Here is a 17,825-nt window from a genome sequence, read left to right as displayed (position 1 = left end):
GGATCCGCGTGGCCGGCCTCCGGCCACCGGGCCGATCAGTCCTCGGGGAGTTCGACCGGGGCGATCTCGTCGTAGACGTCGCCCGGACCCGGGTTGGCCTCGTCCGTGGTGCCGCCGAACTGGTGCATCACGCCCCACACCGCGTTCAGCGCGGTCTGCACGGCGCCCTCGGCCCAGCCCGCGGTCCAGGAGATGTCGTCGCCGGCCAGGAAGATGCCGCGCTTGTCCTCGGGGAGCAGGTCCTGCATGAAGTGGGTGAACAGGCGCCGCTGGTAGCGGTAGTGGCCGGGGAGGTTGGCCTTGAACGCGCCCATGAAGTAGGGCTCGTTCTCCCAGGAGACGGTGACCGGGTTGCCGATGATGTGCTTGCGGATGTCGACGTTCGGATAGATCTCCGACAGCGACTTCAGCATGACCTCCATGCGCTCGTTGGCGTTCAGCGGCAGCCACTTGAGGCTGTCGTCGCACCATGTGTACGAGAGGCAGATGACGGCCGGCCGGTCCGGCCCGTCGTCCAGGAGGTAGGTGCCGCGGGTCATCCGGTCGGTGAGCGTCATGCTCATCACGTCCCGGCCGGTGGGCTCGCCGTTCTCGTCGACGGCCTTGTCCAGCCAGAAGGGCCGGTCGACGGGCACGAAGAGCTTGCTGGACTCCATGTAGTGGGTCCGCTCCATCGCCGTCCAGTGGTCGATGGGGAACAGCTCGTCGTCACAGGCGATCTTGCTCAGCAGCATCCAGGACTGCGCGGTGAAGACCGCGGCCTCGTAGGTGCGGATGTCGCCGGCGGCGTCGGTGACGGTGACCCGGTTGCCCGCGGTGCGGTGGAGCCGGGTCACGGCCGGGCGCGGCGCGCCGTCGTGCAGCGTGGCGAGCGAGGTGCCCGGCGCCCAGTACACGATCTTCTCGGGCTCGCGCTCCCACAGGCGCAGCGGGAGCTGCTGGCTGCCGCCCACGATGCCCCGGTGGTGGTCGTCGGCCTCGGTGTAGACGACGCGCAGGATCTCCAGGATGGAGTTGGGGAAGTCGGTGTCCCAGCCGCCGGTGCCGAAGCCGACCTGGCCGAAGATCTCCCGGTGCCGGAAGGAGCGGAAGGCGGTGGAGTCGCAGAGGAAGCCGTAGAAGGTCTGGTTGTCGAGCTTCTCGACGAGCCGGGACCAGATCTCCCGGATCCGCGGGACGTCGCGCTCGCGCAGCGCCCGGTTCATGTCGGAGAAGTCCGCGCCCTCCTCCAGGCAGGCGTTCCAGGCGTCCATGACCTGGGTGTAGACCTCGGGCAGGTCCTCGACGGTGCGCGCGTAGTGCGACTCGCCCTTGAGGTCCACGACCGTCGACGGGGTGTCGGGGGCCAGCGGGTTGGGGAACGGCCTGGTCTCCAGGCCCACCAGGTCGATGTAGTACTGGAGCGCGGTGGAGCTCGGCGGGAAGCGCATCGCGCCCATCTCGGCGGTCAGGCCCGGGTCGCAGCCCTCGAAGCCGACGGTGCGCAGCCGGCCGCCTATCTGGTCCGCCTCGTAGACGACGGGCTTGAGGCCCATCTTCATCAGCTCGTAGGCGGTGATGATGCCGGAGAGGCCGCCGCCGATGACCGCGACCTCCTTGCCGTGCTCGGTGGCGGGGACCTGGCCGAGGCCCGCGGGGTGCGCCAGGAAGTCGTCGTAGGCGTACGGGAAGTCCGGGCCGAACATGGTGATCGGCGGCTGGGCATCCGCGTGGTGGGCGGCGGTGGGCACCGTGGACGTCATCGGGGCGGACTCCTTGCGGGCGGGGGCGGTGTGTCGGGGCAGGCCGGAGCGGGGATCGGCGGGGTACGGGGCCGGGTGGCGGCGCGGCGTGGCGAGCCGGGGCGGAGCCGGCCGCCCGCGGCCCGTCGTGCGGCGGCGCGGTTCAGGTCACGTCAGGGGTGGGTCACATCGGGGCAGGTCGTATCAGGTCGGCGGCCGGGGCGCGGCAGCCCTCCGGTCACGTCGGCGGCCGGGGCGCATCCGGGGGCCGGTCGCGTCGGTGCGGGTCACGCCGGGTGGCCGTACAGCTCGGGCCGCCGGTCGTGCAGATAGGGGTTGTTCTCCCGCGACTCCTTGAGGAAGTCCGGGTCGACCGCGGCCTGCACCAGCTGCTCGGAGCGCCCGGCGCGGGTCCGTACGACACCGTCGGGACCGGCCAGGCAGCTGAGCCCGACGAACTCGAACTCGCCCTCCTCGCCGACCCGGTTGACGTACGCGACGTACATCTGGTTCTCGAAGGCGCGGACCGGGATGACGGACTCGGCGACGAACTGGAAGGGGTGCATCTGCGCGGTCGGCACCAGCAGCAGGTCCGTACCGGCCAGTGCGTGCGCCCGGACGTTCTCCGGGAACTCCACGTCGTAGCAGATCAGCAGGCCGATCCGGACGCCGGCGAGGTCGGCCTGTACGACGGACCGGTCGCCCGGCGTGAACCATTCGCGCTCGAAGCAGCCGAAGAGATGGGTCTTGCGGTAGTTGGCGATCCGCGCGCCGTCCGGGCCGATGAGCTGGGCCGAGTTGTAGACCACGGCCAGGCCGTCGGCCGCGTCGTCGCGCTCGCCTTCCGGGGCGCGCTCCGGGTAGCCGTAGAGGATCGCGATGCCGTGGGCGGCTGCGATACCGGCGACGGCCCGGGCTCCGGCGCCGTCCGCGCTCTCGGCGAGGCGGTGGACGTCGCCGCCGATGGCATAGCCGGTGAGGAACAGCTCGGGGCAGGCGAGCAGCCCGGCGCCCGTGGCGGCCGCCTCACGGGCCGCGTCGTCCAGCAGCCGCAGGTTGTGCGCGACGTCGCCGGGCCGTCCCGAACTCTGGAGCAGGGCGGTGTGCAGCGGCGGCATGGGACCCCTCGGCGGGACGGTTCGGGCGGTACGCATTGACGGTACGGGCCGCCGCCGATCCCGGACAAGGCGCCACCGTTGCGTGCCGACGGACGATTCGTTGCGCGTTCAAGGGCTTGTCCGGCGATTCGTTGCGCCGGGCGTCGGCGCAGGTGGAGCCGGGGGCGGGACAGGCCCGGCGGCGGGGACGTCGCCCCCTGGCAGGACGGCGTGATCAACCTGTGGTGCGAGCGGAGCGGGTGCCTGGTCCCGCGGGTCGGCGCGCACCTTCACGCCACGGTGCGATGTGCGGGTGGGGGGTGGGGCGGGAGCCTGTGAGCATCCGGCGGCCGACCGGCGGCCGCCACATCGCCGCTCCTGAACCGCCACATCGCCCCTCCTGAAAGGACAGCCGCAGTCATGGCCCGCCCGTGCCTCTCCCCCGCCCCCGGCCCGCTGCACCCCCGCCTCCGGGGCGGCTCCCCACTCCGGGGCGGTCGTCTCCGGCCCCCGCACTCGCGAGGCACCGCGCGCACCGCCTCAGCCGACCACCGCGGCCACCGCTCTCCGGACCAGTCCGCGCAGCCACACATGCCCGGCGTCGGCGTCCTGGCGCGGGTGCCAGGCCATCGACATCGACATCGGCGGCAGCGAGAGCGGGATCGGCAGCGTGTGCAGCCCCAGCCCGCGGACCGTCGTCGCCGCCATCCGCTCCATGGACAGGCCCACGGCATCGCTGTCGCGCACCATCAGCAGCGAGGCCGCGAAGGTCGGGACGGTGGCGATCACCCGCCGGCGCAGGCCGAGTTCGGCCAGCGCGGCGTCGATCGGGCCGGTCAGCCGCCCGCGGCGGGAGAAGTTGATGTGCGCGGCATCGGCGAAGCGGCGGGCGGTGACGTTCACCGTCGTGAGCGGATGCCCCTCGCGTACGACCGCGACACCGCGATCGGCGAACACCTCCTCCGTACGGATCTCCGGCTCACGCCCCTCGACGACCCCGAACTCCAGATCCGCCGCGCCGTCCCTCAGCACCGGCAGATCGATATGGCTCTCACCGAGGAAGCGCAGCACGACCAGCGGAGCCTCCTGCGCGACCCGGGCGACCAGTGCCGGGCCGACGGCGGTGACGAAGTTGTCGCTGGCGGCGATGGTGAACACCCGGGCCAGCTCCGCCGGATCGGCGGGCGCGGACGGCGTCAGCACCCCGTGCGCCTCCTCCACCAGCCGCCGCACGTCGGCCTTGATCTCCAGGGCGCGCGGGGTCGGCACCATATGGCGGCCGGCGCGTACGAGGACGGGGTCGCCGATCGTCCGCCGGATCCGGCCGAGCGCCCGGCTCATGGCGGGCCCGGAGAGCCCCAGCCGGTCGGCGGCCGCGGTCACGCTCTCCTCTTCGAGCAGCGCGTCCAATGCGATCAGCAGGTTGAGGTCGATGTTTGCGTTCCGCGCAATCATGCAGTGCACACCTTGCAGTTGAGATCAACTAACCGGGACTCTAGCGTCCCCGCCATGACCTCGTCAGTACCCCCGCCGCCCACCGACCGCACCCGGTCCACCGGACCCTCAACCGCCGCTCCGCAGACCGCAGATGGCCGGGCCGCCGGCAGCCGGGCCGCCGGCACACCGGCCTCCGGATCGGCCGCCGCAGGCCCCTCTGCCGGACGGCGCTCGGTGACCATCGCCATGTGCGCCTGCGTCCTCGTCGCGCAGTCGCTCGTGGCCGCGATGAACCTCGCCATTCCCAAGATCGCCGCAAGCGGTCTCCATCCGACCCCGTCCCAACTCCTCTGGATCGTCGACACCTACGTCCTGGTCTTCGCGGGCCTGCTGATCCCGGCCGGCGCCCTCGGCGACCGGTACGGCCGCAAGGGCATCCTGCTGACCGGACTGGGTGTCTTCGGCGCGGGTGCGCTGCTGAGCGCGCTGGCCCCCGGCCTCCCGGTCCTGCTGGCGGGCCGCGCCGTCTCGGGCGCCGGCGCCGCACTGCTCGTCCCGGCCACGATGTCCGTCCTGCTGCACGCCACCCCGCCCGGCCGGAGGGCGTCGGCAGTGGCGGCTTGGAGCGTGGCGCTCAGTATCGGCGGAATGGCGGGCAACGCCGGCGGCGCCCTGATACTCCAATACCTGCCCTGGCAGGGGCTGTTCTGGGCCTATGTGCCGCTGGCGCTCGTCCTGTTCGCCTGGGTGGCGCGGTCCGCGCCGCGGGTGCCCCGCCAGACGGCGACGCTCGACCTGCCGGGGTCGGCGCTGCTGGCGCTCGCTTCGGTGGCGCTGCTCTTCGGCATCATCGAGGGCCCGGGCCTCGGCTGGGCCTCACCCCGCGTCATCGGCGCCTTCGCGCTGACGCTCGCGCTGCTCGCGGGGTTCGTCCACCATGGCCTGCGGGCCGCGCACCCGGTGCTGGATCCGCGGCTGTTCCGGCTGCCGCGGCTGCGGGGCGGCAGTATCGGTATCACCGTCGCCTTCTTCGGCATGTTCGCGCTGTTCTACGTCAACGCGCAGTTCCTGCAGTACGTGAAGGGCTATTCACCGCTCCAGACCGGCTTCGCCAACGTGCCGATGGCCTTCGGGATGATGGCCGTGACGAAGTACGGCATGAGCCTGGCGCGGCGGATCGGCGAGGCCGGAACGGCCGGCACCGGGCTGGCCCTGATAGCGGTCGGCCTGCTCCTGCTCTCCACCGCCGACGCCACCACCCCCTACCTCCTCTACCTGGCGTTTCTCCTGGTGCTGTCGACCGGTGCGGGCCTGGCGATGCCGACCCTCGCCCACGCGATCGTCACGTCCGTGCCGGCCCACCGATCCGGTATGGGCTCCGGACTCCAGGGCGCGGCACGGGAGTTGGGCGCGGCGCTGGGCATCGCCGTGGTGGGGACCGTCCTGTCCGTCCGCATCGGCTCGGGGGCGGGCCACGGCGCGGCCACGGCCGGCGCGTTCACCGACGCCGCGGCGCTCGGCTACCGCATAGCGGCGGGCGTGGTGCTGGTGGCGGGCGCCGTGGTGATGTCCGCCCTCCGCACCCGAACGCCCCCCACCGGAACAGACCCGACCGCACCGCGCCGGCACCGGTCCGACACCCGGATCGAGGTCCGGTCCGCGCCCTGATCCGAAGCCCGGACCCACCGCACTTGACCTCAAGTCCGCTTGAGATCCCAAGATCGCCACATGAGCGCAGACGAGAACACGACGCCGGAAAAGGACCTCACCACCGGCCAGACCACCACCGACCAGACCACCACCACCCACCGGACCGCCACCGCCGACAAGGCCGTCGCCGCCCGCCAGACCCCCACCGGAGATCAGACCGACGCCGCGGACAGAGCCACGACCACCACCGAAGCCTCACCCTCATCCCCCGCACCGGCACAGTTCCTTGCTCAGCAGCGGCCCGAGACCGAACCCCGGTTCCCGCCGCAGCTCCAACACCTCATCGACCGGGCTGAGATCACCGACCTCCTGGACCGCTACCTGCGCTCCCTGGATGAGGGGATCTTCGACGAGGCCTGGGCCCGCGCCTTCCACACCGAGGAGGTGACCGCCGTGATGCCCGCCGGCACCGTCCACGGTCGGGACGCCCTGCTGGCGAGCGTCAGCCAGGCGATGGCCCTGTTCGACCGGACGGTGCACCTGGGCACCAACGCCGTCATCGAGATCGACGGCGACCGGGCCACCGCCCGAGGTGCCCAGCTCAGCACCCATGTCCTGGCGGGCGGCTCCGGAGCCCTCTTCATCTCCGCGGGTCACGCGGACAGCGAGTTGGTGCGGACCCCGGACGGCTGGCGGATATCCGCGTCGTCCCTCCGGATCGCCTGGACGCAGGGAACCCCGCCGCGGATGGCGACGGGGCCGGGGACCGAGCGGCGGGACACGGCCTGAACCCCGCCCGAGGACCGGTCCTGGACGGGAACGTGCACGCACCGGACCCGGCCATGACCCATCGGACAGACCCTAGCGGGGCGCGCCCGACCCGTAGCGGCGCAGCAGTGGCGAGAGGACGAGGACGGACTTGGTGCGCTCCACGAACGGTTCGCCGGCGATCCGTTCCAGGACGCGTTCGAAGTGCCGCATGTCCGAGGCAAAGACCTGGACGATGGCGTCCGCTTCTCCGGTGACGGTGGAGGCGGACGCTACCTCCGGGTAGCGTGACAGGCCGCGGTGGATCGCCTCGGGCGAGGTGTTGCGGCGGCAGTAGATCTCGATGAACCCCTCGGTCTCCCAGCCGAGGGCGGCCGGGTCGACCCGGACGGTGAATCCGGTGATCGCGCCGTCCGCCCGCAGCCGGTCCACCCGGCGTTTGACGGCCGGTGCGGACAGGCCGACCTCCTGGCCGATGTCCGCGTAGCTGCGGCGGGCATCCTCGGCGAGGGCGTGCACGATGCGTTCGTCGAGATCGTTCAGTCGCACTGCGGGTGGGTCACTTCTCTGCGGTGGCCAATCGGGAGCGGCGCAAGCCGTATCCGAAGTAGATCACAAGGCCGACGACCATCCAGACTCCGAAGACCACCCAGGTCACGGCGCCGAGGCTGGACATCATGAAGACGCAGAGGAGGAAGCCGATCGCCGGGAAGAGCGGCCAGAGCCGCGTACGCGAGAGCGGCGTGCGGAAGGACCGCGGCATGGTGGGCCGGGTGCGACGCAGCACGATCACCGCGACGTTGACCAGCGCGAAGGCGAACAGCGTGCCGATGCTGGTGGCGTCGGCCAGCTGGCCCAGCGGGACCGCCGCGGCGAGCACGCCGCAGAAGACGGAGACGATGACGGTGTTGACCCGCGGTGCGCCGCTCTTGGGGTGCACCTTGGAGAACACCTTCGGCACCAGACCGTCGCGGGACATCGCGAAAAGGATGCGGGTCTGGCCGTAGAGGACGGTCAGTACGACGCTGGCGATGGCGACGACGGCGCCGAGGGCCAGCAGGACGGCCCAGAAGTCCTGGCCGGTGACCGACTTGAGGATCCCGGCGAGTGCGGCCTCCGAGCCCTGGAACTTCTGCCACGGCATCGCGCCGACCGCGATGGCGGCGACCAGGCAGTAGAGCGCGGTGACGATGACCAGTGACAGCATGATCGCGCGCGGCAGGTCGCGCTGCGGGTTCTTGGCCTCCTCACCAGCCGTGGAGGCCGCGTCGAAGCCGATGTAGGAGAAGAACAGCGTGGCGCCGGCGGCGCTGACGCCGGCCATGCCCATCGGCATGAAGTTGGCGTAGTTGCCCGACTTGACGCCCTGGAGCGCGACGCCGCAGAAGAGCAGCAGCGCGACGATCTTGACGGACACCATGATCGTGTTGGCGCGGGCGCTCTCCTTGGCACCGCCCAGCAGGAAGACCATCGCGAGCATCACGACCAGCAGCGCCGGCAGGTTGAAGTAGCCACCCTGGCCCGGCGGGGCGGAGAGCGCGGTGGGGATGGTGATGCCGAGGGTGCCGTCGAGCAGCTCGTTCAGGTACTGGCCCCAGCCGACGGCGACGGCCGCGACCGAGACGCCGTACTCCAGGATCAGACACCAGCCGCAGACCCAGGCGACCAGCTCGCCGAGGGTGGCGTAGGCGTAGGAGTACGACGAGCCGGAGACGGGGATGGTGCCGGCCAACTCGGCGTAGGAGAGCGCGGAGAAGAGCGCGGTGATGCCGGCGATGACGAAGGAGAGCACGACCGCGGGACCGGCGGCCGGGACGGCCTGGCCGAGCACCACGAAGATGCCGGTGCCGAGCGTGGCGCCAATGCTGATCATGGTCAGCTGCCAGACGCCCATCGAGCGGCGGAGCGTTCCTCCCTCGCCCTTGCCGCCCTCGGCCACCAGGCGCTCGACCGGTTTGCGCCGCATCAGCCGGGTGCCGAGTCCTCCGGCGGGGGGCGACGGGGCGTCGGTGTTCCCCGCGGGCGGGGCTGCGCCGTTCTCCAACACTGGGTGGCTCCTTTATCGCTGCCGGTCAGACTGACAGGTTCCGACACATTTCCGTGACGGCGACCGCAGCGGCCGTGTGCGGGCAGCACGAACCGCCCCAGCAGGAGACCGCCGAGCAGGCGATCTCCGCCACTCCACGTACAGCGCATGACCTTACGGCCCCGCGTTGACCTGCCGTAATGCAGGTTCCTTGCGCAACCGCAGCTGATCATTGCGCACCGGGCCCGGCTGCGGTGGTTCGTTGCATCCCAGCGCCCGGCATCGCGGTCCGCCGGGGGACGCGAACGGCCCCGCACCGGATCGGTGCGGGGCCGTCGTGCGGCGCCTGCGGGAGCCGTACGCGGCTCCGGGCGGCTAGTTCCAGCTGTCGTGCAGCGGCTTGCCCTCGGCGTAACCGGCGGCGCTCTGCACGCCGACGACGGCCTTCTCGGCGAACTCCTCCAGGGACGCGGCACCGGCGTAGGTGCAGGAGCTGCGGACGCCCGCGATGATCGAGTCGATCAGGTCCTCGACGCCGGGGCGCGCCGGGTCGACGAACATCCGCGAGGTGGAGATGCCCTCCTCGAACAGCGCCTTGCGGGCACGGTCGTAGGCCGACTCCTCACTCGTGCGGTTGCGCACCGCACGAGCGGAGGCCATGCCGAAGCTCTCCTTGTACGGCCGGCCCTCGGCGGTGTGCTGGAGGTCGCCGGGCGATTCCAGAGTGCCGGCGAACCACGAGCCGATCATGACGTTGGACGCGCCCGCGGCCAGCGCCATGGCGACATCGCGCGGGTGCCGCACGCCGCCGTCGGCCCAGACGTGCTTACCGTACTTCTTCGCCTCGGCGGCGCACTCCAGCACCGCCGAGAACTGCGGGCGGCCCACACCGGTCATCATCCGGGTCGTGCACATGGCGCCCGGTCCGACACCGACCTTGATGATGTCCGCGCCGGCCTCGATGAGGTCGCGGACGCCCTCGGCGGCGACGATGTTGCCCGCGACGATCGGGACCTGCGGGTCCAGCGCCCGGACGGCCTTGATCGCGCTGATCATCGACTCCTGGTGGCCGTGCGCGGTGTCCACGACGATGGTGTCCGCGCCGGCGTCCAGCAGCGCCTTGGCCTTGCCCGCCACATCGCCGTTGATGCCCACGGCGGCCGCGATGCGCAGCTTGCCGTTGGCGTCCGTGGCGGGGGTGTACAGGGTGGCGCGCAGGGCGCCCTTGCGGGTGAGGATGCCGACCAGCATGCCGTTCGCGTCGACCGCGGGCGCCAGCTTGCGGTTGGCGGCGTCGAGGCGGTTGAACGCCTCGCGGGGGTCGATGTCCGCGTCCAGGACCAGCAGGTCCTTGGACATGACCTCGGCGACCTGGGTGAAGCGGTCCACCCCGGCCAGGTCGTGCTCGGTGACGACACCGACCGGCCGGCCGCCCTCGACCACGATGCCCGCGCCGTGCGCCCGCTTGGGCAGCAGCGACAGGGCGTCCGCGACGGTCGAGATCGGGGACAGCACGATGGGCGTGTCCAGGACCAGGTGGCGGTGCTTGACCCAGGTGATGACGTCGGTGACGACATCGAGCGGGATGTCCTGCGGAATGACGACCAGGCCACCACGGCGGGCGACGGTCTCGGCCATCCGGCGGCCGGCGATCGCCGTCATGTTGGCGACCACCAGCGGAATGGTCGTGCCCGAGCCGTCGGGCGAGGCGAGGTCCACGCCCTGGCGGGAGCCCACGGCGGAGCGGCCGGGCACCATGAACACGTCGTCGTAGGTCAGGTCGTAGGGCACCGAAGAACTCTCTTCGAGGGCGCCGTTCTTCGGATTCAGGAATCGCATACCGCCAGGATACGGGCCCTGACCAGGACTCATGTGATTGTCCTACGTGCCAGCGAGCCGCATGGTGCGATCCGCCAAGCCCGAGCCCGGCCACCGGGACGGCGGCTCACCGGGTGTGCCCGCAACGTCGCGGAACGGCGTGCGGGGCCGACGCCCGACGGAGCTACGCCCCCTGCCGGCCGCGCCCCCTGGCCATGATCACCACGAGCCCGGTGTCGCTGTCCCGCCAGTAACCCACCGCGTCCGCCAGCACCGCCTCGACCACGCTCCAGTCCTCCGGCACGGCGGCGGCGTACCCCTGCCAGCCCGTGACGACCAGCAGCCGGCCGCGGCCGGCGGGGCACCACGACAGGTCGGTGAGGCAGTCGGCCAGCGCGTCCCAGTTGCGACCGAAGTGGTCCGGCAGCCGCAGCGAGCGCGCACAGCGGTCCATGAACTCGGCCTTGTCCAGGGCGTCTTCGAGGTCGAGCGCGGCGGCGCGCCAGCCCGCGTCCCGGGCGGCGGCCAGCGCGTCCGCCACCGGGCGGTCCGCCGGCCAGGACAGCACCCCCGCGGGCGTACTGCCGTCCAGCACCGCCGCGAGCGGCCGGGGCACCTCGGCCGTCATCGGAGCACCGTCCGACCGCGTCCCCCCAAGGACGCCTCCCAGGCCCCCGGACGCGGCGCGTGTGGCCGAAATCCCCCCGTGTCTCCCCCGTCGAACATCCTGCACGTCATCGGAGCACCGCCTTGAAGGTCCGGTAGTGGTCGTCGGTGTAGAACGTCTCGTGGCTCTTGCCGGTGATCAGACGGCGCGCGCCGCGGTCCCGGGCGCCCGGCGTGGAGACCGTGTACTCGTGGTAGTAACCGCGCGGCTCCTTCGGCAGCTGCCGCTCGTAGTTGCCGAAGACGGTGCCGTCCTTCGGATACGGGAACGGCCCGCCCGCGTCGATGAGCTTCAGGGTGTGCTGCGCCTCCGCGGGAAGCCGGCCGGCCTGGACGGTCGGCATCCCCTTCGCCCAGCCCGGCGCGCCGGAGGTGCCGGACGCCCCGGTGCCCGCCGTGTTCGTGGCGGCCGGCCGGTGCGAGGCGGACGAACTCCCTTTGCCGCCACCGCCGGTGGAGCAGCCGGTGAGAACGAGAAGCAGGGCGGCGAGCAGTGCGCCGACGACGGCGGCGGCCCGCCGCGGGGCGGAGTGGATCAGCATGCGCCGATGCTGTCACAGCCGCGCCCGGGCTGCTCGCCGGTCCGCGCACCGGAGCGCACGCGACCGGCAACGACGGACCGGAACCGCGAGCCGCCCCGCCGCCCTGGAGGGCCTCACGGCCCTCGCCGTCACCTGCCGTCCGGGTCCGCCCGGTCCAGGGCGGGCCGCGGCCCGGGGCCGGTCTCCAGGAGGAGGTGGTCGGCGGCGGCGGTGTCCGTCACCAGGCTGGTGACCAGCCCGGAGCGCAGCACCGCGCCGATCGCCGCGGCCTTGCGCCGGCCGCCGGCGATCGCCACGACCTCGGGGATGCGGCGCAGCCGGTCCGCCTCGACCGTGATGCACCGCTCGCCCAGATCGCGGCCGATGCGCCGGCCCTCGGCGTCGAAGAGGTGCGCGGACATCTCGGCGGCGGCACCCAGCGAGGCGTAGTGCTCCCGCTCCTCCTCCGACAGCATGTCGTAGACGGTCGAGACGCCCGGCTCCCATGAGCCGATGGAGACGCAGGCGACGGTGACCTTGTCGAAGTACTCGAAGGCCCGGGCGATACCCGTCTGGCCGCGCAGCGCGGCGGCGGTCGCCGAGTCGGGCAGCAGCATCGGCGCGTAGATCGGGTGCGCCTCGCCGCCGGAGACGTCGGCCGCGCGGCGCACCGCCTCGACCGAGCCGCGGTCGGCGGTGCCGGCGTCGTACACACCGGTCAACTGGACGACCGTGCACGGCGGGAGCCGGTGCAGCGCGGCCGCCATGTGGATGGTCGAGCGCCCCCAGGCGAGCCCCAGGACGTCGCCCTCGGCGACCAGTTCGCCGAGCAGGTCGGCCGCGACCTCACCGAGGTTCTCGGGGTCGGCGGCGTCCTCCGAGGCGTCCGCGGGCGATTCGACGACGACCGCGTGCCGCAGGCCGTAGCGGGCCCGCAGGGCGTCGGAGCGCTCCGCGTCCAGTTCGGAGGGCACCCGGATCTCGATCCGTACGAGATCGCGCTCCAGGGCCGTCTCCAGTACGCGGGCGACCTTGAACCGGCTGACGCCGAACTCCTCCGCGATCTGGATCTTGGACTTGCCCTCAAGATAGAAGCGGCGGGCCATCGCCGCGGCCTGCACCAGCTCGGCGGGGCCCATTCCGGACTGTGGGCGGCTGGCTACCACGAAATTCTCCCCTTTTGCGCATCTGATCGAGTCTTTGCTCATCCTTTCAGAAACCCGAGGTGTACGGGGACCAGGACCGACCCGACGAGCATGAACGCTCGGTTGCCGAAAGGACAACCGGCGGCGCACACGACGCCGGAAAAGCCGGCCCCGGCCCGCGTACCGGCCGGGCGCGCTCGATCAGTGCGCGCAGCCCCAGCTCGCGGCCGTCGCCGCCTCGGCCTTCTCCCGCAGGTCGCGGACCGCCTTGGCCGGGTCGTCGGCGCCGTACACCGCCGAGCCCGCCACGAACACGTCGGCGCCCGCCTCCGCGCACCGCTCGATGGTGGAAGCGGAGACCCCGCCGTCCACCTGGAGCCACAGCTGGAGGCCGTGCCGGGAGATCAGCTCACGGGTGCGGCGGATCTTCGGCAGCATGATGTCCAGGAACGCCTGGCCGCCGAAGCCGGGCTCCACGGTCATGATCAGCAGCATGTCCAGCTCGGGGAGCAGGTCCTCGTACGGCTCGATCGGGGTGGCCGGCTTGAGCGCCATCGACGCCCGCGCGCCCTTGGCCCGGATCTCCCGCGCCAGGCGCACCGGCGCGGCGGCGGCCTCCGCGTGGAAGGTGACGGAACCGGCCCCGGCCTCGATGTACTGCGGCGCCCAGCGGTCCGGGTCCTCGATCATCAGGTGCAGGTCGAGGGGGGTGTCCGTCGCCTTGCTCAGCGACTCGACGATCGGCACGCCGAGCGTGAGGTTGGGGACGAAGTGGTTGTCCATGACGTCGACGTGGAGCCAGTCGGCGCCCTCGACGGCCTTCGCCTCTTCGGCGAGGCGGGCGAAGTCGGCGGACAGGATGCTGGGGTTGATCAAGGCCATGCCCCCAGTATGGCCCGGCGCCCGCGCGCGGACGGCGGCGGGCCCGGAGAGCGCCTCACCCGGCACGCACGGGTCCGCCCCGGCCGGATGCGACACCCGGCCGGGGCGGAACTGCTGCGACCTTGTGCGACTAGCGCTTCAGGGACGCCAGCGCCTGGTTCAGCGTCGCCGACGGACGCATCACCGTGGACGCCTTGGCGGCGTCGGGCTGGTAGTAGCCGCCGATGTCGGCCGGGGAGCCCTGCACCGCGATCAGCTCGTCGACGATGGTCTGCTCCTGCTCGCCCAGCGTCTTGGCCAGCGGCCCGAACGCCTCGGCGAGCTGCGCGTCGCCGGTCTGCTTGGCCAGCTCCTGGGCCCAGTAGAGCGCCAGGTAGAAGTGGCTGCCGCGGTTGTCGATACCGCCCAGCTTGCGGCTCGGCGACTTGTTCTCGTTGAGGAACGAGCCGGTCGCGCGGTCGAGGGTGTCGGCCAGGACCTGCGCGCGGGCGTTGCCCGTGGTCGTCGCCAGGTGCTCGAAGCTGACCGCGAGGGCCAGGAACTCGCCCAGGCTGTCCCAGCGCAGGTAGTTCTCCTTGACCAGCTGCTGGACGTGCTTCGGGGCGGAGCCGCCGGCGCCCGTCTCGAACAGCCCGCCGCCGTTCATCAGCGGGACGACCGAGAGCATCTTGGCGCTGGTGCCCAGCTCCAGGATCGGGAACAGGTCGGTCAGGTAGTCACGCAGGACGTTGCCGGTGACCGAGATGGTGTTCTCGCCGCGGCGGATGCGCTCCAGGGAGAAGGCGGTGGCGTCGACCGGCGACTTGATCTCGATCTGCAGGCCCTCGGTGTCGTGCTCCGGCAGGTACGCCTTGACCTTCGCGATGAGCTGGGCGTCGTGCGCACGGCCCTCGTCGAGCCAGAACACGGCCGGGTCGCCGCTCGCGCGGGCGCGGGTCACGGCGAGCTTGACCCAGTCCTTGATCGGGGCGTCCTTGGTCTGGCACATCCGGAAGATGTCGCCGGCGCTCACGACCTGCTCCAGCACCACGGTGCCGGCGCCGTCGAGGACGCGCACCGTGCCGGTGGTCGGGATCTCGAAGGTCTTGTCGTGGCTGCCGTACTCCTCGGCCTTCTGCGCCATCAGGCCGACGTTGGGCACCGAGCCCATCGTGGCCGGGTCGAAGGCGCCGTGCGCCCGGCAGTCCTCGATGACGGCCTGGTAGACGCCGGCGTAGCTGCTGTCCGGGATGACGGCGAGGGTGTCGGCCTCCTGGCCGTCCGGGCCCCACATGTGGCCGGACGTACGGATCATGGCCGGCATGGAGGCGTCCACGATGACGTCGCTGGGGACGTGCAGGTTGGTGATGCCGCGGTCGGAGTCGACCATCGCCAGCTCGGGGCCGTCGGCCAGCTCGGCGTCGAAGGACGCCTTGATCTCGGCGCCGTTCGGCAGCGACTCCAGGCCCTTGTAGATGCCGCCGAGGCCGTCGTTGGGGGTCAGCCCGGCGGTCGCGAAGGTCTCGCCGTACTGGGCGAAGGTCTTCGGGAAGAACGCGCGGACGACATGGCCGAAGACGATCGGGTCGGAGACCTTCATCATCGTGGCCTTCAGGTGCACGGAGAACAGCACGCCGTCGGCCTTGGCGCGGGCGACCTGCGCGGCCAGGAACTCGCGGAGCGCCGCGACGCGCATGACGGACGCGTCGACGACCTCGCCGGCCAGTACCGGTACCGACTCGCGCAGCACGGTGGTGCTGCCGTCGTCGCCCGACAGCTCGATGCGCAGCGTGCCGTCCTCGGCGACGACCGCGGACTTCTCGGTGGAGCGGAAGTCGTCGGCGCCCATCGTGACGACGTTCGTCTTCGACTCGGGCGTCCAGGCGCCCATGCGGTGCGGGTGGGCCTTGGCGTAGTTCTTCACCGACGCGGGCGCCCGGCGGTCGGAATTCCCCTCGCGCAGCACCGGGTTGACCGCGCTGCCCTTGACCTTGTCGTAACGGGCGCGGATGTCGCGCTCCTCGTCGGTCTTCGGGTCGTCCGGGTAGTCCGGCAGCGCGTAGCCCTGCTTCTGGAGTTCGGCGACGGCCGCCTTCAGCTGCGGGATCGAGGCCGAGATGTTCGGCAGCTTGATGATGTTCGCGCCCGGGGTCTTGGCCAGTTCGCCGAGCTCGGCGAGCGCGTCGTCGATGCGCTGGCTCTCCTCAAGACGCTCCGGGAAGCTGGCGATGATCCGCCCGGCCAGCGAGATGTCACGGCTCTCCAGCGTCACCCCGGCCGTCGCGGCATACGCCTCGACCACCGGCAGGAACGAATACGTCGCCAGGGCCGGGGCCTCGTCAGTGTGGGTGTAAATGATGGTCGAGTCAGTCACCGGGTGCTCCGCTCCATCCACGTCTCAACATTGCTTGACATCAAGATATCTCGTGCCCGGGGCCCGCTCGACAGGGGTCCGCCCCCACTGCGGCCGAAACCGGCCGCCCGCGTCCGCCGCCTCCCCTGCCGGACACCGTTCACGCGCGGACACACGGCGACGGCCCCGGACGGCCCGTCGCCCGGGGCCCTCCGAGGCCGTCGCCCCGTCCCGTCCGCCGGCCGGCCCGGCGGGCGGCTCAGCCCGTCCGGCGCAGGAGCGCCAGATACATCGCGTCCGTCCCGTGCAGATGCGGCCACAGCTGCACGTCCGGCCCGTCACCGAGCGCCGGCACCCCGGGCATCAGCGGCCGGGCGTCCACCCACTCGACCGCCACCTCGGCACCGCCGCGCCCCTTGATCACGTCCTCCACCACCGCCCGGGTCTCCGCCGGATGCGGCGAGCAGGTCGCATAGCCCACCACGCCACCGACCCGTACGGCCGCCAGCGCCTGCCGCAGCAGCTCCCGCTGGAGCGGCGCGAAACCCTCCAGGTCCTCCGGGCGGCGCCGCCAGCGGGCCTCGGGACGGCGGCGCAGCGCGCCCAGGCCGGTGCACGGCACGTCCACCAGCACCCGGTCGAAGGCGCCGGGGCGCCAGGCGGGGCGGGTGCCGTCCGCGGCGATGACCGCGTAGGGACCGGGGTTGCCGTCGAGCGCCCTCGCCACCAGGCGGGCGCGGTGCGGCTGCTTCTCCGACGCCAGCAGGGCCGCGCCGCGCTCCGCCGCGAGCGCGCCCAGCAGCGCCGCCTTGCCGCCCGGCCCCGCGCAGCCGTCCAGCCAGACCCGGTCCGGGCCGTCCAGGGGCGCGTCGGCCAGCGCGATCGCGACCAGCTGGCTGCCCTCGTCCTGCACCCCGGCCCGGCCCTCGCGCACCGGGTCCAGCGCGCCCGGCTCACCGCCCTCGGCCAGCCGCACGGCATACGGGGACCAGCGCCCCGGCAGCGCGCCGCCCTCGCCGACGGCGTCCAGCAGCTCCTCGGCGGTGGCCCGGCCGGGGCGCGCCACCAGCGTCACCTCGGGCCGCTCGTTGTCCGCCTCCAGCAGGTCCTCGATGCCGGCGCGGCCACCGCCCAGGGCGTCCCAGAGCGCCGAGACGATCCATCGGGGGTGGGCGTGCACGATCCCGAGATGGTCCTCGGGGTCCTCGTCGTACTCCGGAGCCACCCGCTCCAGCCAGCCGTCGAGATCGTGCGCCGCGACCTTGCGCAGCACGGCGTTGACGAACTTCGCCCGCCCGTCGCCCAGCACCACCCGCGCCAGCTCGACGCTCGCGCTGACCGCGGCGTGGGTCGGAATCCGCGTCCCGAGCAACTGGTGGGCGCCGAGCGTCAGCACGTCCAGCACGGGCGGGTCGACCTCGCGCAGCGGCCGGTCCACGCACTGCGCGATGATCGCGTCGTACGTCCCCTGGCGGCGCAGCGACCCGTACACCAGCTCGGTGGCCAGCGCCGCGTCCCGGGAGTCGAACTCCCCGCCCTCCCGCGCCTTGCGCAGCAGCGGGGGCAGCACCAGGTTCGCGTACGCGTCCCGCTCGTCGACGGCCCGCAGCGCCTCGAACGCGAGGATCCGCACCGGGTCCTTCTTGGGGCGGCGGTAGGGCTTGCGGGTGCCATGGCGGCGGGGCGGCTGCTGACTCACAGAAAAGGTGCTCCGGATACGGGAAGTGGGTTCCGCCCCAGCCTACGCGGGCGCCCCGGTGCC

The 17,825-nt window shown here is 72.3% G+C and carries 14 protein-coding genes; 2 read left to right on the top strand and 12 right to left on the bottom strand.

Annotated elements, in window-relative coordinates:
* Positions 1-35: 35 nt before the first annotated feature.
* The 3 genes from GR130_RS12945 to GR130_RS12935 all read right to left on the bottom strand — a co-directional run bounded on the left by GR130_RS12945 (position 36) and on the right by GR130_RS12935 (position 4,273).
* Positions 36-1,742 (bottom strand): flavin monoamine oxidase family protein, encoded by a 1,707-nt coding sequence (locus GR130_RS12945; RefSeq protein ID WP_159504865.1) that lies wholly within the window; start codon positions 1,740-1,742, stop codon positions 36-38.
* Between the two features lie 266 nt (positions 1,743-2,008).
* Positions 2,009-2,839 carry a carbon-nitrogen hydrolase family protein gene (locus tag GR130_RS12940; RefSeq protein WP_159504864.1) on the bottom strand — a complete coding sequence of 277 codons (831 nt, stop codon included), beginning with the start codon at positions 2,837-2,839 and terminating at the stop codon, positions 2,009-2,011.
* Positions 2,840-3,358: 519 nt separating this feature from the next.
* Positions 3,359-4,273 (bottom strand): LysR family transcriptional regulator, encoded by a 915-nt coding sequence (locus GR130_RS12935; protein WP_159504863.1) that lies wholly within the window; start codon positions 4,271-4,273, stop codon positions 3,359-3,361.
* 54 nt (positions 4,274-4,327) lie between these two features.
* Here GR130_RS12935 and GR130_RS12930 point away from each other — a divergent pair, with 54 nt between their 5' ends.
* Both GR130_RS12930 and GR130_RS39775 read left to right on the top strand, forming a co-directional pair.
* Positions 4,328-5,923 carry an MFS transporter gene (locus GR130_RS12930; protein ID WP_236572995.1) on the top strand — a complete coding sequence of 532 codons (1,596 nt, stop codon included), beginning with the start codon at positions 4,328-4,330 and terminating at the stop codon, positions 5,921-5,923.
* Between the two features lie 60 nt (positions 5,924-5,983).
* On the top strand, positions 5,984-6,694 hold the full coding sequence (locus GR130_RS39775) for a nuclear transport factor 2 family protein (protein ID WP_201304872.1): 711 nt from the start codon (positions 5,984-5,986) through the stop codon (positions 6,692-6,694).
* A gap of 72 nt (positions 6,695-6,766) precedes the next feature.
* Here the strand turns inward: GR130_RS39775 and GR130_RS12920 are convergent, their stop codons facing one another.
* The 9 genes from GR130_RS12920 to GR130_RS12880 form a co-directional block, all read right to left on the bottom strand.
* Positions 6,767-7,222: an Lrp/AsnC family transcriptional regulator gene (locus GR130_RS12920; RefSeq protein WP_043263468.1), complete on the bottom strand. Its 456-nt coding sequence runs from the start codon at positions 7,220-7,222 to the stop codon at positions 6,767-6,769.
* A 10-nt stretch (positions 7,223-7,232) separates the two neighbouring features.
* Positions 7,233-8,720 carry an amino acid permease gene (locus GR130_RS12915; protein ID WP_159504862.1) on the bottom strand — a complete coding sequence of 496 codons (1,488 nt, stop codon included), beginning with the start codon at positions 8,718-8,720 and terminating at the stop codon, positions 7,233-7,235.
* A 354-nt stretch (positions 8,721-9,074) separates the two neighbouring features.
* On the bottom strand, positions 9,075-10,538 hold the full coding sequence (locus tag GR130_RS12910) for a GuaB1 family IMP dehydrogenase-related protein (RefSeq protein ID WP_159504861.1): 1,464 nt from the start codon (positions 10,536-10,538) through the stop codon (positions 9,075-9,077).
* A 163-nt stretch (positions 10,539-10,701) separates the two neighbouring features.
* Positions 10,702-11,145 (bottom strand): barstar family protein, encoded by a 444-nt coding sequence (locus tag GR130_RS12905; RefSeq protein WP_159504860.1) that lies wholly within the window; start codon positions 11,143-11,145, stop codon positions 10,702-10,704.
* A gap of 106 nt (positions 11,146-11,251) precedes the next feature.
* On the bottom strand, positions 11,252-11,725 hold the full coding sequence (locus GR130_RS12900) for a ribonuclease domain-containing protein (RefSeq protein WP_159504859.1): 474 nt from the start codon (positions 11,723-11,725) through the stop codon (positions 11,252-11,254).
* A 128-nt stretch (positions 11,726-11,853) separates the two neighbouring features.
* Complete coding sequence (locus GR130_RS12895; RefSeq protein ID WP_159509932.1) at positions 11,854-12,843, bottom strand: sugar-binding transcriptional regulator; 990 nt, start codon at positions 12,841-12,843, stop codon at positions 11,854-11,856.
* Between the two features lie 207 nt (positions 12,844-13,050).
* Complete coding sequence (gene rpe / locus GR130_RS12890; RefSeq protein ID WP_159504858.1) at positions 13,051-13,731, bottom strand: ribulose-phosphate 3-epimerase; 681 nt, start codon at positions 13,729-13,731, stop codon at positions 13,051-13,053.
* 130 nt (positions 13,732-13,861) lie between these two features.
* Positions 13,862-16,084, bottom strand: coding sequence for an NADP-dependent isocitrate dehydrogenase (locus GR130_RS12885; RefSeq protein ID WP_159504857.1), 2,223 nt, complete (start codon positions 16,082-16,084; stop codon positions 13,862-13,864).
* Positions 16,085-16,322: 238 nt separating this feature from the next.
* Complete coding sequence (locus GR130_RS12880; RefSeq protein WP_159504856.1) at positions 16,323-17,762, bottom strand: RsmB/NOP family class I SAM-dependent RNA methyltransferase; 1,440 nt, start codon at positions 17,760-17,762, stop codon at positions 16,323-16,325.
* Positions 17,763-17,825: the final 63 nt, after the last annotated feature.

It is taken from the genome of Streptomyces sp. GS7, from assembly GCF_009834125.1.
GTDB lineage: Bacteria > Actinomycetota > Actinomycetes > Streptomycetales > Streptomycetaceae > Streptomyces.
Note: the sequence above shows the minus strand (reverse complement) of the source record. Positions and strands in the feature narration are given on the sequence as shown.